The sequence below is a fragment of the Pseudomonas sp. ML96 genome, from assembly GCF_000761545.1.
GTDB lineage: Bacteria > Pseudomonadota > Gammaproteobacteria > Pseudomonadales > Pseudomonadaceae > Aquipseudomonas.
The window spans coordinates 107,994-129,765 of sequence record NZ_JPMY01000009.1 but is presented as its reverse complement, the minus strand read 5'-3'; the positions used below and the strand labels follow the sequence as shown (position 1 = coordinate 129,765).

Below are 21,772 nucleotides of genomic sequence, written 5' to 3'. Positions count from 1 at the left end.
CTTGCCGCCCGTACCGAGAGGGGAATGGCGAAATGGCAACGGTAGACCGCTGGCTCCTGCCAGATGGCATCGAAGAAGTACTGCCGCCGGAAGCGGCACTGATCGAGGCGGCACGCCGCCAGGTCCTGGATCTGTTCCAGCGTTGGGGCTACGAGTTCGTGGTAACCCCGCACATCGAATATTTGGAATCCCTGCTCACCGGTGCCGGCCAGGACCTGGATCTGCGCACCTTCAAGGTGACCGACCCGCTGTCCGGTCGGCAGATGGGCTTCCGTGCCGACATCACCCCGCAGGTGGCGCGGATGGACGCGCATACCCTGCGTCGCGAAGGCCCGAGCCGCCTGTGCTATGCCGGTAGCGTGCTGCATGCCAAGCCGCGTGCCCTGGCTACCTCGCGTAGCCCGATCCAGCTCGGCGCCGAGCTGTACGGCGACGCCAGCCCGGCCAGCGACGTGGAAGTCATCAGCCTGATGCTCGACACCCTGGCCCTTGCCCGCGTGCCGGATGTGCACATGGACCTCGGTCATGTCGGCATCTATCGAGGCCTGGCCCGCGCTGCCGGCCTGTCCGGCGAGGCCGAGCAGCAGCTGTTCGACGCCCTGCAGCGCAAGGCCATCGACGAGGTCGACGCCCTCACCGAATCCCTGCAGCCGCACCTGGCCAGCATGCTCCGTGCCCTGGTCGAGCTGTGCGGCGGTCGCGAAGTGCTGGACCTGGCCCAGGCTTGCCTGGTCGAGGCGCCGGCCGAAGTGCATGCCGCGCTGGATCAGCTGGTGGCCATCGCCGACCAGCTGGAGCTGCGTTACCCCGAGCTGCCGCTATATTTCGATCTCGGCGAGCTGCGTGGCTACCACTACCACACCGGTGTGGTATTCGCCGCGTTCGTCCCAGGCGTTGGCCAGTCCATCGCCCAGGGCGGTCGCTATGACGATGTCGGCGGCAATTTCGGCCGGGCGCGCCCGGCCACCGGTTTCTCCACCGACCTGAAGACCCTGGTCACCCTTGGTGACATGCAGGTCGAAGCCCAGGCCGCGGGCGTCTGGGCGCCGGATCATCACGACCTGTACCTGTGGCAGGCCGTACAGCGCCTGCGCAGCGAGGGCGTGCGCGTGGTCCAGGCACTGCCCGGGCAGGATGTGAGCGCGGCGAGCGAGGCGGGCTGTGATCGCCTGCTGCAGCTGCGCGATGGACGTTGGCAAGTGGCGCCGCTGGCGTCTTGACGAGTTTTCCGCCGGCCGCGGCCGGCATCGAGCTTCCGAAGAGGACAAGTGTTATGGGTAAGAATGTCGTGGTCCTGGGCACCCAGTGGGGTGATGAGGGCAAGGGCAAGATCGTCGACCTGCTGACCGAGCAGGCCGCCGCGGTAGTGCGCTATCAGGGCGGCCACAACGCCGGCCATACCCTGGTCATCGACGGCGAGAAGACCGTGCTGCACCTGATTCCGTCCGGCATCCTGCGCGAAGGCGTGCGCTGCCTGATCGGTAACGGCGTGGTCGTCGCCCCCGACGCCCTGATGCGTGAGATCACCAAGCTGGAAGAGAAGGGCGTACCGGTGCGCGAGCGCCTGCGCATCAGCCCGTCCTGTCCGCTGATCCTGTCCTACCACGTGGCCCTCGACCAGGCCCGTGAGAAGGCCCGTGGCGACGCCAAGATCGGCACCACCGGTCGCGGCATCGGCCCGGCCTACGAAGACAAGGTGGCTCGCCGCGGCCTGCGTATCGGCGACCTGTTCCACCGCGAGCGCTTCGCCTCCAAGCTGGGCGAGCTGCTGGACTACCACAACTTCGTGCTGGTCAATTACTACAAAGAGCCGGCCATCGACTTCCAGGCCACCCTGGACGAGTGCATGGCCTACGCCGAGCAGCTGCGCCCGATGATGACCGACGTCACCTCCGAGCTGCATGACCTGCGCCGCGCCGACAAGGACATCATGTTCGAAGGCGCCCAAGGTTCGCTGCTGGACATCGACCACGGCACCTACCCGTACGTCACCAGCTCCAACACCACCGCTGGCGGCACCGCTACCGGCTCCGGTTTCGGCCCGTTGTACCTGGACTACATCCTCGGTATCACCAAGGCCTACACCACCCGTGTCGGCTCCGGCCCGTTCCCCACCGAGCTGTTCGACGAGACCGGCGCCTACCTGGCCAAGAAGGGCCACGAGTTCGGCTCCACCACCGGTCGTGCCCGTCGTTGCGGCTGGTTCGATGCCGTGATCCTGCGTCGCGCCATCGAGATCAACAGCATCTCCGGCCTGTGCCTGACCAAGCTGGACGTGCTCGACGGCCTGGCAACCATCCGCATCTGCACCGGTTACAAGGATGCCGCCGGCAACCTGCTGACCGACGCACCGACCGACGCCGACAGCTACATCGGCCTGCAGCCGGTGTACGAAGAGATGCCGGGCTGGACCGACTCCACCGTCGGCGCCAAGAGCCTGGAAGAGCTGCCGGCGGCCGCTCGCGCCTACATCAAGCGCGTGGAAGAGCTGGTCGGTGCGCCGATCGACATCATCTCCACCGGCCCGGACCGCAACGAGACTATCGTTCTGCGTCACCCGTTCGCCTGATCGCTTGAGCGATGAAAAAAGGCCGCGCAAGCGGCCTTTTTTCTGCCCGCCAGAAACTGCCTAGAGGATGCGCGCCACAGCGCTGGCCGGCTGCAGGCGGATGGCGACGAACTTCGAGGTCGGCGTGTGGCTGCCCTCGCCGATGCTGGCCAGCGGCACCAGTGGATTGGTCTCCGGGTAATAGGCGGCGGCCTGGCCGCGTGGCGTGTCGTAGGCCAGCAGGGTGAAGCCGCTCACTTTGCGCTCGATGCCGTCGTCCCACAGCGAGAGGATGTCGACCTTCTGCCCCGGCTGATAGCCGAGCCGCTGGATGTCCTCGGGATTGACGAAGAGCACCTCGCGCATGCCACGCACGCCGCGGTAGCGGTCGTCCAGGCCGTACAGGGTGGTGTTGTACTGGTCGTGGGAGCGCAGGGTCTGCAGCACCAGATCGGGTGTCTCGCCGCTGTTGCGCGCCTGCGCCGGCAGCAAGTGTTCGGGCAGCGCATGGGCGACGAAGCGTGCCTTGCCGCCAGCGGTATTCCACTGCCGGCGTGCCGCGCTGTTGCCCAGGTAGAAGCCGCCGGGCTGGGCCAGCTTGTCGTTGAAGCCGGCGAAGCCGGGGATGGTGTCGGCGATTAGCTCGCGGATGCGCCCGTAGTCCTCGGCCAGGTGCAGCCAGTCCACCGGGTGGGCGCCGAGCAGGGCGTTGGCGATGCCGGCGACGATGGCCGGCTCCGAGCGCATCTGCGCCGACAGCGGCGCCAGCTGGCCCCAAGACGCATGCACCATGCTGAACGAGTCCTCCACCGTCACCGCCTGCGGGCCGCCGGCCTGCTGGTCGATGTCGGTGCGGCCCAGGCAGGGGAGGATCAGCGCCTGGCGGCCGTGCATCAGGTGGCTGCGGTTGAGCTTGGTGCTGATCTGCACGGTCAGCGCGCACTGCTGCAGCGCCGCGTGGGTGCGCGGGCTGTCCGGGGTAGCCTGGGCGAAGTTGCCGCCGAGACCGATGAACACCTGGCTGCGCCCGGCGAGCATGGCCTCGATTGCTTCCACGGTGTTGTGCCCCTGGGCACGCGGCACGTCGAAGCCGAAGCGCCGTTGCAGGGCATCGAGCAGGCTGGCCGGCGGCCGCTCGTTGATGCCCATGGTGCGGTCGCCCTGCACGTTGCTGTGGCCGCGCACCGGACACAGGCCGGCGCCGGGTTTGCCGATGTTGCCGCGCAGCAGCATCAGGTTGGTGATTTCCTGGATGGTCGCCACCGAGTGGCGATGCTGGGTGATGCCCATGGCCCAGCAGGCGATCACCCGCTCGGCGCGCACGTAGAGGCGCGCCGCCTGTTCGATTTCGGCTCGACTCAGGCCGGACTGCTGCTCGATCTGCCCCCAGTCGCTGTTCTCTACCACTGCGAGCCAGTTGCGCAGACCATCGGTATGTTCGGCGATAAAGGCGTGGTCGAACACGCTGCCGGGCGCTTCCTGCTCCCACTGCAGGAGGAACTTGGCCATGCCGCGCACCACGGCCATGTCACCGCCCAGGTGCGGGCGGAAGTAGGCGGTGCTGGTGGCCTTGGCGCCGTTGGCGAGCATCTCCAGGGCGTGCTGCGGATGCTGGAAGCGCTCCAGACCGCGTTCCTTCAATGGGTTGAAGCAGACCACGCTGGCGCCGCGCTCCACCGCCTCGCGCAGCGGTTCGAGCATGCGCGGGTGGTTGGTGCCGGGGTTCTGGCCGAACACCAGGATGGCGTCGGCCTCGGCGAAGTCGGCGAAGGTGACGCTGCCCTTGCCCACGCCGACGCTCTGGCCCAGGGCCACGCCGCTGGCCTCGTGGCACATGTTCGAGCAGTCGGGAAAGTTGTTGGTGCCATAGGCGCGCACCATCAACTGGTACAGGTAGGCGGCCTCGTTGCTGGCCCGGCCGGAGGTGTAGAACTCGGCCTGGTCGGGGCTGGCGAGGCCCTTGAGCACTTCGGCGATCAGGGCGAAGGCGGCGTCCCAGGCGACCGGCACGTAGCGGTCGCGCTCGGCGTCATAGCGCAGCGGCTCGATCAGTCGGCCCTGGTGCTCCAGCCAGTAGTCGCTCTGCTCACGCAGCTGGGCGACGCTGTAGCGGGCGAAGAAGTCGCGGCCGATGCCGCGCTTGGTGGCTTCCCAGTTCACCGCCTTGGCGCCGTTCTCGCAGAACTTGACCATGTGCCGCTCGGGCGAGTCGCCCCAGGCGCAGCCGGGGCAGTCGAAGCCGCCGTTCTGGTTGGTCTTGAGCAGCGCGCGCAGGTTCTTGAACGGCTGTTTGCTGTCCAGCCAGAAGTGCGTGACGCTGCGCAGCGCACCCCAGCCGGCGGCGGGGCCGGCATAGGGCTGGTAGCGGGCTTGGTCGTTCATACGGATGCTTCTTCGGTGGTGGGCGCCGGGCTGTAGACCCGTGGCGCACTGCTGTGGGGCAGGTGAATCAGATTTAGGCGATGGCGACGCGCCCAGTCGACGGTCAGGGCAGTGGGTGCGGACAGGCTGACCAGGGTCGGAATGCCGGCGCGCACCGCCTTGTGCAGCAGCTCCAGGCTGCAGCGGCTGGTGAGCACGACAAATCCCGTGCTGGCCAGCAGATGCTGGCGGGCGAGGGCGCCGATCAGCTTGTCCAAGGCGTTGTGGCGGCCGATGTCTTCACGGCACAGGCGTACTTCGCCACGGTCATCGACGAACAACGCGGCGTGCATGGCGCCGCTGGCCTGCGCCTGCAACTGGGCGGCGGCGACGCGGGCGCGCAGTTCGTGCAGATGTTCCGCCGGCGGCAAGGCAGCTCCAGGCAGCGCCGCCAGCTCGGGCAACGCCTGCTCCAGCGCCTCGACGCCGCACAGGCCGCAGCCGCTGTTGCCGGCCAGTTGCCGGCGTTGCTGTTTGAGGGCCCAGAAGGCACGGCTAGCGATCTCGACCTCGGCCCGCCGCGCCTCGCCCGCGCCGCTCAGGCGGATGTCGTATAGCTCGGCTGGGCTATCGATCAGGCCGTTGCTCAGGCTGAAGCCGAGCACGAAGTCTTCCAGATCGCTTGGCGAGACCATCATCACCGCCTGGTTCAGGCCGTTGTAGCCGATGGCTAGGGCGCACTCATCGGCCAGGGGGCTGGCACCGGTGAGCTGGGCGGGGCCGAGTTCGCTGAAGCTGTAGGAGATGGCGCTGGCGACCGGCATGGGCTGGGCCCTCCGCGAGAGAGAGGAGTCCAGCCTAGGGCGCGGGTGGCGGGCTGTCTAATCGCTGCTGGCGATGGTGTGATCGACCCCATCTATCGGCTGGGCATTAAGGTCTGTTGACGTTTCGGCGCAAGCCGCGTTGCTGCGAAAAATCTCGCCAGGCTAGGCGCGGGACGCAGGGAATGGTGATCCCTTGCCAAGTCCCGCAACGACGCATGGCGAGATTTTCCGCGCAACCCGCAGGGACGGGCCAGTTTTTGCGAGGAACGTTGTTACTCGACGGCTCATTTGGAATGCCAAACTTCGTGTCTCGCGCCTAGCTCCGCGCAAAAGCTGGCTCCGTCGCGGTCGCGCCGAAACGTCAACAGACCCTAGCCTCGGCGATGGCGAAGCAGGCCTCGGCCAGGGCCGAGCGCGGCTCGCTGCGGCGCATGATCAGGCCCAGCGGCGCCAGGGTCTGGGCGTTGGCGATGGGCGTCAGGCACAGATTGGCGTCGAGTTCGCCGAGGCCGTGGTGCAGCGGCAGGATGCTGCAGCACAGGCCTTGGCCCACGGCCTGCAGCAGCTGGTGCACGGCATCGGTCTCCAGCCAGGGCTGCGGGCTCAGGCCGCTGCTGCGAAAGCCATGGTCGATCGACTGGCGAAAATGCATCTCGCTGGTCAGCAGGCCGAGCGGCAACTCGGCCAGGGATTCCCAGCTCAGCGCGGCGCCGGCGAAGTCGAAGTGGCGGCGGTCGTGCAGCAGGCCCATGCGCGTCTCGGCCAGCTCCAGGGCGGTGAAGTGCTGGCGGTCCAGGCGTTCCAGGTAGGACAGGCCGAGGTCCAGCTGGTTGCGGCCCAGGCGTTCGAGGATCTCCTCGCTGCTCAGGGCGAACAGCTGGAAGCGCAGCTGCGGGTAGGCGGCGCTGAAGCTGGCGATCAGGCGCATCGGATCGAAGCCAGACAGCGGCACCACGCCCAGGCGCAGGGTGCCGATCATCTGCCCGCGGCAGGCGGCCGCCTCGGCCAGCAGGCCCGCCTCGGCGGCCAGCAGGCTGCGCGCCCAGGCCAGGATGCGCTGGCCGGCGGCGGTGAAGCCCTCGAAGCGCTGGCCGCGCTGCACCAGCTCCACGCCCAGCTCGTCCTCCAGGTTGCGCAGGCGCATGGACAGGGTCGGCTGGGTCACGTGGCAGCGCTCGGCGGCCTGGCCGAAGTGGCGGGTTTCGTCGAGGGCGACGAGGAATCTGAGCTGCTTGATATCCATGGCGGGCCGGCGGTGGTTCGCGGTGGCGCCCGTTATCTCATGAATGCGCGGCGCAGCGCGCCGGAGCAGGCAGCTTTTTCCTAGCCAGCGAGTACAAAAAACATAATTTCGCGAATGCCTCGCGCTGAACAGAATGCGGCCAACAGAAGCTGCAACTGATCGGAGTCAGAGGACGCAGGCCATGACCGAGCTGAATCGAACCGCCTTCCCCAAGCAAGCGGAGCGGGCATTGGAAGTAACCGAGATTGATACCCTGGTGATCGGCGCCGGGCAGGCCGGCGTGGCCATGAGCGAGCACCTGAGCAAGCTCGGCGTGCCGCACCTGGTGCTGGAGAAGAACCGTATCGCCGAGGCCTGGCGCACCGGGCGCTGGGATTCGCTGGTGGCCAACGGCCCGGCCTGGCACGACCGCTTCCCCGGCCTGGAATTTCCCATCGATCCCGATGGTTTCCCGCCCAAGGACATGGTCGCCGACTACTTCGAAGACTACGCCCGCCAGTTCAACGCGCCGATCCGTACCGGCGTCGAGGTCAAGCGCGTGGAGCGCAACAGTGCCGGCGCCGGCTTCACCGTGGAAACTTCCGAGGGCGTGATCCAGGCGCGCCGCGTGGTCTCTGCCACCGGCCCGTTCCAGCGTCCGGTGATCCCGGCCATTGCCCCGCAGGACGGCGCTATCCAGCAGCTGCACTCGGCGGCCTATCGCAACCCGCAGCAGCTGCCCGAGGGCGCGGTGCTGGTGGTTGGCGCCGGCTCCTCCGGCGTGCAGATCGCCGATGAGCTGAACCGCGCCGGCCGCCGCGTCTACCTCTCGGTCGGCGCCCACGACCGTCCGCCGCGCAGCTACCGTGGCCGCGACTTCGTCTGGTGGCTGGGCGTGCTCGGCCTGTGGGACCTGGAGGCCGCGCAGCCGGGCAAGGAGCACGTGACCATCGCCGTCAGCGGTGCGCGTGGAGGTGAGACCATCGACTTCCGCCGCCTGGCGGGCGAGGGCATCACCCTGGTTGGCCTGACCCAGTCCTTCGCCGGCACCGTGGTGCGCTTCCAGAACGACCTGGCGGACAACCTGGCGCGTGGCGACGAGAACTACCTGTCGCTGCTCGACGCCGCCGATGCCTATATCGCCCGCAACGGCCTGGACCTGCCGGAAGAGCCGGAAGCGCGCCGCGTGTTCGCCGAACCGGCCTGCGTGCGTGAACCGATCCTTGAGCTGGACCTGGCCGCCGCCGGCGTCGGTTCGGTGATCTGGGCCACCGGCTACTCCGTCGATTTCAGCTGGCTGCAGGTGGATGCCTTCGACGCCAAGGGCAAGCCGCAGCACCAGCGCGGCGTGTCCAGCGAGCCGGGCGTGTACTTCGTCGGCCTGCCGTGGCTGTCGCGGCGTGGCTCCACCTTCATCTGGGGCGTGTGGCACGACGCCAAGCACGTCGCCGACCACATCGCCACCCAGCGCAAGTACCTCGAATACCGCGATGCCGCGCAGCGCCAGGCTGAGGCCGACGCACCGCTGGCCAAAGTCAGTCTGCCAGGAGTTCGCTGATGCCCACCCATACCCGCATCCGCATGTTCAACACCAAGGATACCTACCCCAACCAGTCCCTGGACAACGACCTGTGCCAGGCTGTGCGCGCCGGCAACACGGTGTACGTGCGCGGCCAGGTCGGTACCGATTTCGACGGCAACCTGGTCGGCCTGGGTGACCCTGCAGCGCAGGCCGAGCAGGCGATGAAGAACGTCAAGCAACTGCTCGAAGAGGCCGGCAGCGACCTCTCGCACATCGTCAAGACCACCACCTACATCATCGACCCGCGCTACCGCGAGCCGGTCTACCGCGAGGTCGGCAAGTGGCTCAAGGGCGTGTTCCCGATCTCCACTGGCCTGGTGGTCTCGGCCCTCGGCCAGCCGCAGTGGCTGATGGAGATCGATGTGATCGCGGTCATCCCTGACGATCAGCTTTAAGGAGCGCCCATGACCTTTTCCATCGTCGGCCGCTGCGCCGAGACCGGCCAGCTGGGCATCGCCATCAGCTCGTCGAGCATCGCCGTCGGTGCCCGTTGCCCCTGGCTGCGTGCTGGGGTCGGCGCGGTGTCGACGCAGAACATCACCCTGCCGGCCCTCGGCCCGCAGGTGCTCGACCTGCTGGAAGCCGGCTTGGAACCCTCCGCCGCGCTGGACAAGGCGCTGGGCAGCAATGGCTACGGCCAGTACCGCCAGGTGACGGTGATCGACAGCCACGGCGGTACTGCGCTGTTCACCGGCAGCCAGGCGCTCGGCGTGCACAACGCGCGGGCCGGCGAGCAGTGCGTGGCGGCCGGCAACCTGCTGAGTTCGCCGGCGGTGATCGACGCCATGGTCGAGGCCTTCGAACAGGCTGCCGGCTGCCTGGCCGAGCGCCTGCTGGCGGCCATGCACGCGGCGATGGCGGCCGGCGGCGAGGCCGGTCCGGTACACTCGGCGGCGCTCTCGGTGGTCGGCGAGCTGACCTGGCCGATCGCCGACCTGCGGGTCGACTGGGCCGAGCAGGACCCGATCGGCGAGCTAGAAAAGCTGTGGCGGGCCTACCAGCCGCAGTTGCAGGATTACCTGACCCGCGCCCTCGATCCCACCGCCGCGCCGAGTTACGGCGTGCCGGGCGACGAGTAGTTTTCCCGAGATCCGGAATGCCCATGTCCACCAGCCGCGCCATCCTCGCCGACCTGATCGCCTTCGACACCACCAGCCGCGAGTCCAACCTGGCGCTGATCGAATACGTGCGCGACTACCTGGGCGGGCTCGGCGTCGCCAGCCAGTTGCTGTTCAACGCCGAGCGGACCAAGGCCAACCTGCACGCGCGCCTCGGCCCGAGCGGGGCGGGCGGGGTGATGCTGTCCGGGCACAGCGACGTGGTGCCGGCGGACGGCCAGGCCTGGAGCGTGCCGGCCTTCGCGCTGACCGAGCGCGACGGTCGCCTCTACGGTCGTGGCACGGCGGACATGAAGGGCTACATCGCCTGCGTGCTGGCCGCCGTGCCGGCCTTCCTCGCCCAGCCACTGCGCCTGCCGCTGCACATCGCCATCTCCTACGACGAGGAAGTCGGCTGCCTCGGTGTGCGCAGCCTGGTCGAGCAACTGCGCGCCAGCCCGGAGCGGCCGGGCATCTGCATCATCGGCGAACCCACCGAGATGCGCCCGGTGCTCGGCCACAAGGGCAAGCTGGCGATGCGCTGCGAGGTGCACGGCGCGGCCTGCCACTCGGCCTATGCACCGCAGGGGGTCAACGCCATCGAATACGCGGCGCGGCTGATCGGAAAGCTGGGCGAGATCGGCACGCGCCTGGCGGCTCCCGAGCGCCACGATGCGCGCTTCGATCCGCCGTACTCCACGGTGCAGACCGGGGTGATCCAGGGCGGTCGCGCGCTCAACATCGTGCCGGCCGAATGCCGCTTCGACTTCGAGATGCGTGCGCTGCCGGCCGACGATCCGCAGCAGGTCGCCGCCGAGCTGCGCGACTACGCCGAGAGCGAGCTGCTGCCGCGTATGCGTGCGGTCAGTGCGGCCAGCGACATCCGCTTCAGCGAGCTGTCCAGCTACCCCGGCCTGTTCACCGAGGCCGGTAGCGAGGCGGCGCAGTTGCTGGTGCTGATCGCCGGCTCCGACGACTTCTCCACCGTGGCCTACGGCACCGAGGGCGGCCTGTTCGATGAGGCCGGCATCGCCACCGTGGTCTGTGGCCCCGGCAGCATGGATCAGGGCCACAAGCCGGACGAGTTCGTCAGCCTGGCCCAGCTCGACGCCTGCGATGCCATGCTGGCCCGGCTGACACAGTGGCTGCGCCACACCGCCTGAGTCGCATTGCCAGCCGTCGCTGGGGTTCTGTTTCCGTGTGCTGCTGAGGCAGACTGGTCTGCGATGCCAGGTGGCGATAAGTCGCCCGGCGCGCACCGATCTTCACCAGGGACAGGACATGACCGCGAGCGCAACGCCCCTCACTTTCAGTGCAACCCTGCAACGCCCGGCCAAGCCCGACGGCGACGCCTTCTGGGCCTTCGTCCTGTTGCCCAAAGAGATCAGTGAGCAGCTGGCTCGCCGCGGCCGGGTGACGGTGGCCGCATCGCTCAACGAGCAGAGCTTTCAGGTGATGCTTGAGCCGGACGGCCAGCTTAGCCATTGGCTGCGCCTCAGCCGGCAGCTCTGCGAGGCAGCAGGGGTGCAGGCCGGCGATAGTGTCAGTCTGGAGATCATGCAGTTGCCCCAGGAGCCGGAACCCGAGTTGCCGGCCGACCTGCACGAGGCCCTGCAGGCCGCCCCGGCGGCGCTGGCGGTGTGGAACGGCACTACGTCCTTGGCGCGGTTGGACTGGATTCACTGGATCACTTCGGCCAAGCAGCTCAAGACCCGCAGCAAGCGCATCAACGACGCCTGCGACATGCTCGCCTCCGGCAAGCAGCGGGTGTGCTGCTTCGATCCTTCCGGCTTCTACAGCAAGGCCTTCTGCGCGCCCGCTGCGGCGGATTGAGGCCTCGCCGCTACTCAGTCCTGAGTGGCGGGAGGGCCTAGCTGCTCCTTGCAGAAATCGACGAACAGTTGCGCCGGTTTGGTCAGGTGCGCGCGCTTGAGCCAGGCGGCGACCAGGCCGGAGCCGGTGACGTCCTCGACTATGTCCACGCAGACCACGCGCTTGCCGTCGTAGGTGATGTCCGACTGCGGGCGGGTGACCAGCACCGAGAAACCGAAGCCCTGGCCGACCATGCCGCGCACCATCTCGATCGAGGGCGAGCTGAAGACGATGTTCGGGCTCAGGCCGAGCTCCTCGAAGATGCTGACGAAGTAGGTGCGGCTCGGCAGCACGTCGAGCAGGATCATCGGCTCCAGCGCCAGGTCGCGCAGCGAGACTTCCTTCTGCCCGGCGAAGCGATGGCCTTCCGGTAGCAGGGCGTAGGGGCGCTGGGGTGGCATCAGCGGATCGGTCTCGATGGTGCCGTCGAGGTCGTGCTCGTAGAAGATCGCCAGGTCGAAGCGGCCGCCGGTCAGGCCCTGTACCAGCTCCTGCTGCTCGCCGTCGTGCAGGCGGATTTCCACCCCCGGATAGCGCTCGCGGAAGCCGGCGATCAGTCGGGGCAGGTAGAGCGGGGCGACCGTCTCGAAGCAGCCGATGTCGATCTGCCCGGCCACCACGTCGTTGTCGGCCAGGGCGTTCTGCTCGAACTCCTTGGCCATGCGCAGCAGCTCCTGGGCCTTGCGGTAGAAACGCGCGCCGCCGGGGGTGAGAGATACGCCCTGGGCATGGTGGCGGATGAACAGCTGCACGCCGAAGCTCTCCTCCAGGCCCTTGATGGCGGTGGAGATGGAGGGCTGGGCGATGTACAGCTTGCGCGACGCCTCGGCGACGCTGCCGCATTCCACGGTGGTGACGAAGTACTTCAGTTGACGCAGGGTGTAGGAAGCCACGCAAAACCTCTGAACAGCATTCTTTTTTGTGCCCACCATAGCCGCGCAGTGCGCTGGGGTGGGCGAGCTTTTTGCTCGGCACAGGCGATATTTTTCCTGGCTCGCCGCACCGATGGGATGCGTATCCTGCTTGCAAGAGCCGTACACGAATGACGAATAGGAGTAGAGCAGATGCGCCTGGCCCTGTGGCAGACCCAAGGCTTCCCCGCTGATATCGAGGCCAACCTGGCGGCCCTCGAACCGCAGTTGCGCGCCGCGGCTGCTGCGGGTGCGCAATTGTTGTTATGCCCCGAACTGTGGCTGGGTGGCTATAACGTGCCGCAGCAGATGGCGGCATTGGCCGAGGTCGCTGACGGTGCGGCGGCGCAGCGTATCGCCGCGCTGTGCCGCGAGCATGGCGTAGCACTCTGCTATGGCTACGCCGAGCGCGATGCGGCGGGCGGCAAGCCGTTCAACTCGGCGCAAGTGATCGACGCCGCGGGCCGGCGCGTTGCGCATTACCGCAAGACCCATCTGTTCGGGGCGATGGAGCACGAGCTATTCCAGGCCGGCGAGCGCCTGGAGGCGCCCTTCGAGCTGGATGGCTGGCGCATCGCCCTGCTGATCTGCTTCGACGTGGAGTTCCCTGAAAACGTGCGCAGCCACGCCCTGGCCGGCGCCGAGCTGGTGCTGATTCCCACCGCGCTGACCCCGGAATACCGCGCCGTGCCGGAGCTGATCGTGCCGACCCGTGCGGTGGAGAACCAGCTGTTCGTCGCCTACTGCAACCACAGCGGCGTGGAGAACGCTCTGCCGTTCCTCGGCGGCTCCTGCGTGGCCGCGCCGGATGGCCAGCGCCTGGGCGCGGTGGCCGGTGGCGAGGCACTGTTCATGGTCGATCTGGATCGTTCGCAGCGGGCGCAGTGGGCGGAAACCTTTCCCTATCTGCAGGGCCGCCGCCCGCAGCTGTATGGCGCGCTGGTTGAGGGTTGATGTGCTTCGAGCTGGTGCGTCGGTGTCGTGGCTGGGCATCTCGGCGGCGACAGCGCTGATTGCCATTGCCGCCCTGGCGTTCGGCGTCAAAGCCAGGTTGGGTAAGGGCTGGGCGTCTACGCGCTAGACGCACGCCAACAACGCATTTCGGCCTGGAGCGGGGCTGTGCACGCAAAGCTGGCGCGCTGCGCCGATCTGGTGCGTCGATAACCAGCTTTTTCGTATGTCCCGATGACATTTTTAATAATTTTCCTAACCCCTGCCTTGGGCCACCATCGGTTCGCATCAAGCCACAGGATCGGTTCGGGAGAATCAGGGTGCTGCAACTCAACGACTGGCAACGGCGCGCAAGCGAACAGCGTTTCATCGACCAGGCCATCATCGGCGGTCGCCGCGTTGCCGCAGCCTCCGGCGCCACCTTCGCCTCCATCGATCCGGCCACCGGCCGCCTGCTGGCCAACGTCGCCGCCTGTGGCGAGGCCGAGGTCGACCTGGCGGTACGTGCCGCCCGCGCCAGCTTCGAGTCCGGCGTCTGGTCACGCTGCGCACCGCGCGAGCGCCAGCAGAAGCTGCTGCGCCTGGCCGAGCTGATCCTGGCCAACCGTGACGAACTGGCCCTGCTCGACTCTCTGAACATGGGCAAGCCGGTGATGGACGCCTGGAACATCGACGTGCCCGGTGCCGCTGGCGTGTTCCGCTGGTACGCCGAGAGCATCGACAAACTCTACGACCAGGTTGCGCCGACCGCGCCGGATGCCCTCGCCACCATCACCCGTGAAGCGCTCGGCGTGGTCGCTGCCGTGGTGCCGTGGAACTTCCCGCTGGACATGGCTGCCTGGAAGCTGGCCCCGGCCCTGGCCGCCGGTAACTCGGTGGTGCTCAAGCCTGCCGAACAGTCGCCGTTCTCCGCCCTGCGCCTGGCCGAACTGGCCCTCGAAGCCGGCATCCCGGAGGGCGTGCTCAACGTGGTGCCCGGCCTCGGCGAGAGCGCCGGCAAGGCCCTGGGCCTGCACATGGATGTCGACTGCCTGGCCTTCACCGGCTCCACCGAAGTCGGCAAATACTTCATGGGCTACTCGGCGCAGTCCAACCTCAAGCAGGTCTGGCTGGAGTGTGGCGGCAAGAGCGCCAACCTGGTGTTCGCCGACTGCCAGGACCTTGATCTGGCGGCGAGCAAGGCTGCCTTCGGCATCTTCTTCAATCAGGGCGAGGTGTGCTCGGCCAACTCGCGCCTGCTGGTGCAGCGCTCGATCCACGACGAATTCGTCGAGCGCCTGCAGGCCAAGGCCCGCGACTGGCAGCCGGGCGACCCACTGGACCCGGCCAGCCGCGCCGGCGCCATCGTCGATACGCGGCAGACCGCGCGGGTCATGGACTTCATTCGTGGCGCCCAGGCCGAGGGCGCGAGCCTGGTCTGCGGCGGCAAGCAGCTGAGCTTCAACGGTTCGGACAATTTCGTCGCGCCGACCATCTTCACCGGCGTGGCCGCCGACAGCCGCCTGGCCCGCGACGAAGTGTTCGGCCCGGTGCTCGCCGTGCTGCCGTTCGACTCCGAGGACGAGGCCGTGGCCCTGGCCAACGACAGCATCTACGGCCTGGCCGCCTCGCTGTGGAGCGACGACCTCAACCGCGCCCATCGCGTGGCCCGTCGTTTGCGTGCCGGCACTGTGTCGGTCAACACCGTCGATGCCCTCGATCCCTGCACCCCCTTCGGCGGCGGCAAGCAATCCGGCTTCGGCCGCGACCTGTCGCTGCATTCCTTCGACAAATACACCCAGTTGAAAACCACCTGGTTCCAATTGCGCTAAGCAGCGGCCATAGAGCCGGAACCCGGATAAGGAGCCTTGCGATGACTGCCCAGAAACACACCACCAAGGAATACCAGGCGCTGGATGCGGCCCACCACATCCATGCCTTCCTCGACCAGAAGGCGCTCAACGAGAAGGGCGCCCTGGTGATCGCCAAGGGCCAGGGCCTGAATCTCTGGGACACCGAGGGCAAGCGTTACCTCGATGGCATGTCCGGCCTGTGGTGCACCGCGCTGGGTTACGGCCGCGAAGACCTGAATGCCGCCGCCACTCGCCAGCTGGCCGAGCTGCCGTACTACAACCTGTTCTTCCACACCACGCACCCGCGCGTGGTCGAGCTGTCCGAGCTGCTCTTCAGCCTGCTGCCCAAGCACTACAGCCACGCCATCTACACCAACTCCGGTTCAGAGGCCAACGAGGTGCTGATTCGCGCCGTGCGCCGCTACTGGCAGGTGGTCGGCAAGCCGCAGAAGAAGATCATGATCGGCCGCTGGAACGGCTACCACGGCTCCACCCTGGGCAGCACCGCGCTGGGCGGCATGGGCTTCATGCACGAGATGGGCGGCATGCTGCCGGACTTCGCCCACATCGGTGAGCCGTACTACTTCGCCGAGGGTGGCGAGCTGTCCGAAGAGGCCTTCGGCCTCAAGGCCGCCCGCGAGCTGGAGGCGAAGATCCTCGAACTGGGCGCCGAGAACGTCGCCGCCTTCGTCGCCGAACCGTTCCAGGGTGCCGGCGGCATGATCTTCCCGCCGGCCAGCTACTGGGCCGAAGTGCAACGCATCTGCCGCCAGTACGACGTGCTGCTGTGTGCCGATGAAGTGATCGGCGGCTTCGGCCGTACCGGCGAGTGGTTCGCCCACCAGCACTTTGGCTTCGAGCCGGACACCCTGACCATCGCCAAGGGCCTCACCTCCGGCTACATCCCCATGGGCGGCCTGGTACTGGGCAAGCGCATCGCCGACGCGCTGGTGCAGGAGGGCGGCGTGTTCGCCCACGGCCTGACCTACGCCGGCCACCCGGTGGCCGCTGCCGTGGCCATCGCCAACCTCACCGCGCTGCGCGACGAGAAGATCGTCGACATGGTGAAAGCCGACACCGGCCCCTACCTGCAGCAGCTGCTGCGCGAGACCTTCAAGGACCACCCGCTGATCGGTGACGTGCAGGGCGCCGGCCTGGTCGCCGCGCTGCAGTTCGCCGAGGACAAGGGCAGCCGCAAGCGCTTCGCCAACGAGAACGACATTGCCTGGCACTGCCGCACCGTCGGCTTCGACGAGGGCCTGATCATTCGCTCCACCCTCGGCCGCATGATCATGGCCCCGGCCCTGGTCGCCACCCGTGCCGAACTGGAGGAGCTGGTCGACAAGACCCGCCGCGCCGTGGACCGCACCGGCCGCGAACTGAACCTGCTGTAACGCCATATCCGCTGTAAGTCAGAAAAGCCCCGCAGAGGGCGCTGCAACGAAGAGAGCCGCCGGCCGTTTGCGGGCCGGCGTGGGGACGCATTCGGCCATTGGCCAGCCCTGCCACACATACACCAACAAATCTGCCGTCAGGCTGTGGAGAGCTCCATGATCAACACCTTGCGCAACCGTTTCGCCCGTACCGCCCTCGGCGCCGGCCTGGCCCTGGGCCTGGCCGCCACCGCGCAGGCGGGCACCCTGTCCCTCGGTCACACCACCTGGGTTGGCTACGGCACCCTGTATCTGGCTCGCGACCTTGGCTACTTCAAGGAACAGGGCCTGGACGTGGAGTTCACCGTGATCGAGGAGTCGGCCATGTACATGGCGGCCCAGGCCTCCGGCAAGATTTCCGGCTCCGCCTCGACCATCGACGAGATCCTCAAGTACCGCTCCAAGGACTTCTGCTTCAAGGCCGTGGCCGCGCTCGACGAATCCCACGGCGGCGATGGCGTGCTGGTGGGTAAGGACGTGACCAGCCTGGATCAGTTGAAAGGCCAGGCCGTGGCGGTCAACGAAGGTTCGGTGTCGCAGTTCTGGCTGAGCTACCTGCTCAAGCAGAAGGGCATGAACATGAGCGACCTGGAAGTGCAGAACATGACCGCCGACGACGCGGCCACTGCCTTCATCGCTGGCCGCGTACCGGCGGCGGTGACCTGGGAGCCGCACCTGTCGCTGGTCAAGCAGAAGGGCCAGGGCAAGGTACTGATCGACTCCAGCGAGACCCCCGGCGTGATCGTCGACGTGGTGGCGCTGTCCTGCGACGTCATCGACAAGCAGCCTGAGGATGTGAAGGCGCTGGTCAAGGGCCTGTACAAGGCGGTCGAGTTCGCCAAGAACAACCCGGACAAGGCCCACGAGATCATGGCCAAGGGCGTCGGCGGCTACCTGGCCGATCCCAAGGACCTGGCCGAAGCCGCCAAGGGCGTGAAGTTCTACGACCAGGCGATGAGCGAGAAGCTGCTCGGCACCCCGGGTAAAGAGGGCGACATCGCCGGCATCATCAAGCTGGCCAACGAGACCTGGACCCAGCTGCAGGGCAAGACCTACGACGTGAAATACGAAGACCTGGTCGACACCCGCTTCGTTACGCCGTAACGCGCCACCGGGAGCGGCCGCGCGCCGCTCCCGTCGTTCAATTTTCGCTTCGAGAGGTGGCAGCATGGCCACGCAAAAATCCTGGCTGCAGCGCTGCCTGACCCCCAAGGTCGAGCTGCCCGGCCGACTCATTGTGGGCGCCAGCACGCTGTGCTGGCTGCTGGTGATCGGCCTGTGGGCTGGTCTGTCCTACGGCGGCGTGGTGCAGTCGATGTTCCTGCCGACGCCCGGCGCGGTGGTCGACGCCGCCGTGCGCCTGGGCTCCGATGGCACCCTGGGCAAGCACGTGTGGGCGAGCATCGAGGTGGTGATGATCGGCTTCATCGTCTCCTCGCTGGTTGCGGTGCCGCTGGGCCTGCTGATGGGCAGCTTCCGCATCGTCCAGGCCTTCATCGAGCCGCTGGTTAACTTCATCCGCTACCTGCCGGTGACCAGCTTCGTGCCGCTGTTCATCCTGTGGATCGGCATCGGCCTGGAACAGCGCGTGGCGGTGATCATCTTCGGCGTGTTCTTCCAGCAACTGGTGATGATCGCCGACGTGTCCAAGGGCGTGTCCAAGGACCTGATCAACGCCAGCTACACCCTCGGCGCCAGCCGCCGCGACGTGGTCCTCCACGTGCTCGGCCCGGCATCCTTGCCCGGCGTGCTCGACACCCTGCGGGTGACCATGGGTTGGGCCTGGACCTACCTGGTGGTGGCCGAGCTGGTCGCCGCATCCAGCGGCCTGGGCTACATCAGCCTGAAGGCCATGCGTGGCTTCCAGGTCGACGTGATCTTCCTCGCCATCGCCATCATCGGCCTGCTCGGGCTGATCACCGACCAGCTGTTCCGTCTGCTTCGACTGAGGATTGCCGCATGGGCGCAGTAGCCACCAAACCCTACATCATGCCGGCGCTGGACCAGTACGCCGACGTTACCGCGCGGCTCAAGGTCGAGAACGTCAGCCTGCGCTACCAGTCGCCCAAGGGCGAGACCTTCACCGCGCTGGACAACGTGTCCTTCGAGGTGCCGGACCAGCAGTTCGCGGTCATCGTCGGCCCGTCCGGCTGTGGCAAGTCGAGCCTGCTGTACCTCACCGCCGGCCTCGCCGAGCCGAGTGACGGCGCCATCTACGTCGGCGGGCAGAAGGTCGACGGCCCCGGTGCCGACCGCGGCATGGTGTTCCAGAGCTACACCCTGTTCCCCTGGCTGACGGTGCAGCAGAACATCGAGTTCGGCCTCAAGCGCCGCGGCCTGCCGCAGGACGAGATCCGCACCATCGTCGAGTTCTACCTGGGCGAAGTGGGCCTGGCCAAGTTCGCCGAGCATTATCCCAAGCAGCTCTCCGGCGGCATGATGCAGCGCGTGGCGATTGCCCGTGCGCTGGCCAACGACCCGCAGATCCTGCTGATGGACGAGCCGTTCGGCGCTCTGGACAGCCAGACCCGCCTGCAGATGCAGCAACTGCTGCTGCAGGTATGGGGCAACAGCAAGAAGACCGTGGTGTTCGTCACCCATGACATCGACGAAGCCATCCTGCTCGCCGACCGTATCTACGTGATGGGCGCGCGCCCCGGGAGGATCAAGGAGATCCTGCAGGTGCCGATCGAGCGCCCGCGCAGCCTCGAAGTGGTGATGGAACCGGAGTTCATCCGCATGAAGCGGCACATCCTCGAACTGCTCCACGACGACCTCGAAGAAGTGCACTGAGTGTCACGCACGGCGGGCGCTGGTCGCACGCCGCACGCCTTTCCCTGGGGCGGCGTGCCCACAAGGCGCGAGCCCGCCCGTGAACCATGAGGCTTCTCCCATGGCTACAGATTCCTACGACTACCTGATCGTCGGCGCCGGCTCGGCCGGCTGCGTGCTGGCCAACCGCCTGAGCGCCGACCCGAGCGTGCGCGTGTGCCTGATCGAGGCCGGCGGCAGCGACTCCAGCCCGCGGGTACAGACCCCGGCCGGCACCATCACCCTGTACAAGAGCAAGATCTTCAGCTGGAACTACTTCTCCGCGCCGCAGAAGAACCTCGCCGGGCGCAGCCTGCATACCCCGCGTGGCAAGGCCCTCGGCGGTTCCAGCTCGATGAACAGCATGATCTACATCCGTGGCGACGCCAGCGACTACGACCGCTGGGAAGCCGCCGGCTGCCCCGGCTGGGGCTGGGCCGATGTGCTGCCGTATTTCCGGAAATCCGAGGGCAACCGCCTCGGCCAGGCGCTGCAATACCACGGTACCCAGGGCGAGCTGCTGGTGGACAAGCCGCGCGATCCCAACCCGTTATCCGAGCTGTATGTGCGCGCCGCCGGCCGTCTGGGTCTGGCGCGCAACGACGACTTCAACGGCGGCACTCTGGAAGGGGCGGGCATCTACAACGTCACTCAGAAAGACGCCAAGCGCCTGTCCAGCTATCGCGCCTTCGTCCACCCGGTGCGTGAGCGCAGCAACCTCGAAGTGCTGACCGGCTGCGAGGTGGAACGCCTGCTGCTCGACGGCGACCACGTGACGGGCGTGGAGCTGCGCCAGAACGGCCAGTGGCGCACCCTGCAGTGCAGCCGCGAGGCCATTCTCTGCGCCGGCTCACTGGGCTCGCCGCATATCCTGCTCAAGTCCGGCATCGGCCCGCAGGCCGAGCTGGCGGCTGCCGGCGTGGCCTGCAGCGTTGACCTGGCGGGGGTGGGCAAGAACCTGCAGGACCATATCGACGGCCTGGTCACCGTGCGTTCGAAGAGCCCGCTGTCGCTGGGCTTCTCCCTTGGCGCGCTGCCGAAGATCATCGCCGCGCCGTTCAAGTACCTGGCGCAGAAGATGGGCTGGCTGACCACCAACTACGTCGAGGCCGGCGGCTTCGCCCGCACGCCGCTGGCGGACGCGCTGCCGGACGTGCAGATGCACTTCGTGCCCGGCTACCGCAGCCATCGCGGGCGCCTGTTCGAGTGGGGCCATGGCTACGCCATCCACACCTGCGTGCTGCGGCCGAAGAGCATCGGCGAGCTGCGTCTGGGCGCCGGGCGCAGCCTGTCCATCGACTTCAACTTCTTCGCCGACGAGGAAGACGCGCGGGTGCTGGTGGAAGGCGTCAAGCTGGCGCGGCGTATTCTCGCCCAACCGGAGTTCGACGAGCTGCGCGGCGCCGAGATGCTGCCGGGGCCGGATGTGCAGAGCGATGAACAGCTGCGGGCGCACCTGCGCGACTACGCGGCGACCGTGTTCCACCCGGTTGGCACCTGCAAGATGGGCAGCGACGAGCTGGCGGTGGTCACGCCGCAACTGAAGGTGCGTGGCCTGGCCAACCTGCGCGTGGCCGATGCCTCGATCATGCCGACGCTGATCAGCGGCAACACCAACGCGCCGTGCATCATGATCGGCGAGAAGGCCGCCGACCTGATCCTCGCCAGCGCCAAGGTGCCAAAGCCGGTCGAGCAGGCCGCCGAACTCAGCCCGGCCTGAATCGCAGGCAATAAAAAGGCCGGCTTGTGGCCGGCCTTCAGGGGGTGGTACTGGCTTATTTTTGGTAAGCCGCTACCGCCTTCAGAATTGCTTGGCGGGCTTCGTCAGCGTTGCCCCAGCCTTCGACCTTGACCCACTTGCCCTTCTCGAGATCCTTGTAGTTCTCGAAGAAGTGCTTGATCTGCTCCAGCAGCAGGGCTGGCAGGTCGGTGTATTCCTGTACGTCTTTGTAGATCACGGACAGTTTGTCGTGCGGTACGGCGATCAGCTTGGCGTCACCGCCGGCTTCGTCGGTCATGTTCAGCACGCCCACCGGACGGCAACGGATGACCGAGCCCGGAGCTACCGGATACGGGGTCACGACCAGCACGTCCAGGGGGTCGCCGTCGTCGGCCAGGGTGTGCGGGATGAAGCCGTAGTTGGCCGGGTAGAACATCGGGGTGGCCATGAAACGATCAACGAACAGGCAGTCGGTGTCGTGATCGATTTCGTATTTGATCGGCGCATGGTTGGCCGGAATCTCGATGGCGACGTAGATGTCGTTCGGCACGTCTTTGCCGGCCGGGACTTTGCTGTAGCTCATGGTGGACACCCCAGGTTGGGCCAAA

19 protein-coding genes are annotated in these 21,772 nt (G+C 67.3%); 14 read left to right on the top strand and 5 right to left on the bottom strand.

Annotated elements, in window-relative coordinates; translation table 11 throughout:
* Nucleotides 1-32: 32 nt before the first annotated feature.
* Both IP89_RS06265 and IP89_RS06260 read left to right on the top strand, forming a co-directional pair.
* Nucleotides 33-1,220: an ATP phosphoribosyltransferase regulatory subunit gene (locus IP89_RS06265; protein WP_043308423.1), complete on the top strand. Its 1,188-nt coding sequence runs from the start codon at nt 33-35 to the stop codon at nt 1,218-1,220.
* A gap of 53 nt (nt 1,221-1,273) precedes the next feature.
* Complete coding sequence (locus IP89_RS06260) at nt 1,274-2,569, top strand: adenylosuccinate synthase (RefSeq protein WP_043308422.1); 1,296 nt, start codon at nt 1,274-1,276, stop codon at nt 2,567-2,569.
* Nucleotides 2,570-2,629: 60 nt separating this feature from the next.
* Here the strand turns inward: IP89_RS06260 and IP89_RS06255 are convergent, their stop codons facing one another.
* From IP89_RS06255 to IP89_RS06245, 3 genes are all read right to left on the bottom strand, one after another.
* Nucleotides 2,630-4,930, bottom strand: a complete 2,301-nt coding sequence (locus tag IP89_RS06255) for an FdhF/YdeP family oxidoreductase (protein ID WP_043308421.1) — start codon at nt 4,928-4,930, stop codon at nt 2,630-2,632.
* Nucleotides 4,927-5,733: a formate dehydrogenase accessory sulfurtransferase FdhD gene (gene fdhD, locus IP89_RS06250; RefSeq protein ID WP_043308420.1), complete on the bottom strand. Its 807-nt coding sequence runs from the start codon at nt 5,731-5,733 to the stop codon at nt 4,927-4,929. Before fdhD ends, IP89_RS06255 begins: the two co-directional genes overlap by 4 nt.
* Before the next feature lie 361 nt (nt 5,734-6,094).
* Nucleotides 6,095-6,976 carry a LysR family transcriptional regulator gene (locus IP89_RS06245; protein WP_043308418.1) on the bottom strand — a complete coding sequence of 294 codons (882 nt, stop codon included), beginning with the start codon at nt 6,974-6,976 and terminating at the stop codon, nt 6,095-6,097.
* A gap of 181 nt (nt 6,977-7,157) precedes the next feature.
* Here IP89_RS06245 and IP89_RS06240 point away from each other — a divergent pair, with 181 nt between their 5' ends.
* From IP89_RS06240 to IP89_RS06220, 5 genes are all read left to right on the top strand, one after another.
* Nucleotides 7,158-8,513: an NAD(P)/FAD-dependent oxidoreductase gene (locus IP89_RS06240; RefSeq protein ID WP_043308417.1), complete on the top strand. Its 1,356-nt coding sequence runs from the start codon at nt 7,158-7,160 to the stop codon at nt 8,511-8,513.
* The gene (locus tag IP89_RS06235) at nt 8,513-8,932 is read left to right on the top strand and encodes a RidA family protein (RefSeq protein WP_043308415.1); all 420 of its coding nucleotides are present in this window, start codon (nt 8,513-8,515) and stop codon (nt 8,930-8,932) included. The genes IP89_RS06240 and IP89_RS06235 overlap by 1 nt, the downstream gene beginning before the upstream one ends.
* A gap of 9 nt (nt 8,933-8,941) precedes the next feature.
* Entirely contained in the window at nt 8,942-9,616 is a 675-nt protein-coding gene (locus tag IP89_RS06230) for a DUF1028 domain-containing protein (protein WP_043308414.1), read from the top strand.
* A gap of 23 nt (nt 9,617-9,639) precedes the next feature.
* Nucleotides 9,640-10,797, top strand: a complete 1,158-nt coding sequence (gene argE, locus IP89_RS06225) for an acetylornithine deacetylase (protein WP_043308412.1) — start codon at nt 9,640-9,642, stop codon at nt 10,795-10,797.
* A 118-nt stretch (nt 10,798-10,915) separates the two neighbouring features.
* Nucleotides 10,916-11,467 carry a YdeI/OmpD-associated family protein gene (locus IP89_RS06220; RefSeq protein ID WP_043308411.1) on the top strand — a complete coding sequence of 184 codons (552 nt, stop codon included), beginning with the start codon at nt 10,916-10,918 and terminating at the stop codon, nt 11,465-11,467.
* Between the two features lie 14 nt (nt 11,468-11,481).
* On the opposite strand, the gene IP89_RS06215 is transcribed toward IP89_RS06220, so the two are convergent.
* Nucleotides 11,482-12,399 carry a LysR family transcriptional regulator gene (locus IP89_RS06215; RefSeq protein WP_043308410.1) on the bottom strand — a complete coding sequence of 306 codons (918 nt, stop codon included), beginning with the start codon at nt 12,397-12,399 and terminating at the stop codon, nt 11,482-11,484.
* Nucleotides 12,400-12,570: 171 nt separating this feature from the next.
* Between IP89_RS06215 and IP89_RS06210 the strand changes: the two genes are divergently transcribed.
* The 7 genes from IP89_RS06210 (at nt 12,571) to IP89_RS06180 (ending at nt 21,164) form a co-directional block, all read left to right on the top strand.
* A complete protein-coding gene (locus tag IP89_RS06210; protein WP_043308409.1) occupies nt 12,571-13,371 on the top strand; it encodes a carbon-nitrogen hydrolase family protein in 801 nt (266 codons plus the stop codon).
* Nucleotides 13,372-13,688: 317 nt separating this feature from the next.
* Nucleotides 13,689-15,179, top strand: a complete 1,491-nt coding sequence (locus IP89_RS06205; protein ID WP_043308408.1) for an aldehyde dehydrogenase — start codon at nt 13,689-13,691, stop codon at nt 15,177-15,179.
* Nucleotides 15,180-15,220: 41 nt separating this feature from the next.
* Nucleotides 15,221-16,594 carry an aspartate aminotransferase family protein gene (locus IP89_RS06200; protein ID WP_043308407.1) on the top strand — a complete coding sequence of 458 codons (1,374 nt, stop codon included), beginning with the start codon at nt 15,221-15,223 and terminating at the stop codon, nt 16,592-16,594.
* Between the two features lie 156 nt (nt 16,595-16,750).
* Nucleotides 16,751-17,737 (top strand): ABC transporter substrate-binding protein, encoded by a 987-nt coding sequence (locus IP89_RS06195; protein ID WP_043308406.1) that lies wholly within the window; start codon nt 16,751-16,753, stop codon nt 17,735-17,737.
* Between the two features lie 64 nt (nt 17,738-17,801).
* Nucleotides 17,802-18,605 (top strand): ABC transporter permease, encoded by an 804-nt coding sequence (locus tag IP89_RS06190; RefSeq protein WP_043308405.1) that lies wholly within the window; start codon nt 17,802-17,804, stop codon nt 18,603-18,605.
* Nucleotides 18,593-19,426, top strand: a complete 834-nt coding sequence (locus IP89_RS06185; RefSeq protein WP_043308404.1) for an ABC transporter ATP-binding protein — start codon at nt 18,593-18,595, stop codon at nt 19,424-19,426. Before IP89_RS06190 ends, IP89_RS06185 begins: the two co-directional genes overlap by 13 nt.
* A gap of 100 nt (nt 19,427-19,526) precedes the next feature.
* Nucleotides 19,527-21,164, top strand: a complete 1,638-nt coding sequence (locus IP89_RS06180; protein WP_043308403.1) for a GMC family oxidoreductase — start codon at nt 19,527-19,529, stop codon at nt 21,162-21,164.
* Nucleotides 21,165-21,219: 55 nt separating this feature from the next.
* Here the strand turns inward: IP89_RS06180 and ppa are convergent, their stop codons facing one another.
* Nucleotides 21,220-21,747 (bottom strand): inorganic diphosphatase, encoded by a 528-nt coding sequence (ppa, locus tag IP89_RS06175; RefSeq protein WP_021701809.1) that lies wholly within the window; start codon nt 21,745-21,747, stop codon nt 21,220-21,222.
* Nucleotides 21,748-21,772 lie beyond the last annotated feature (25 nt).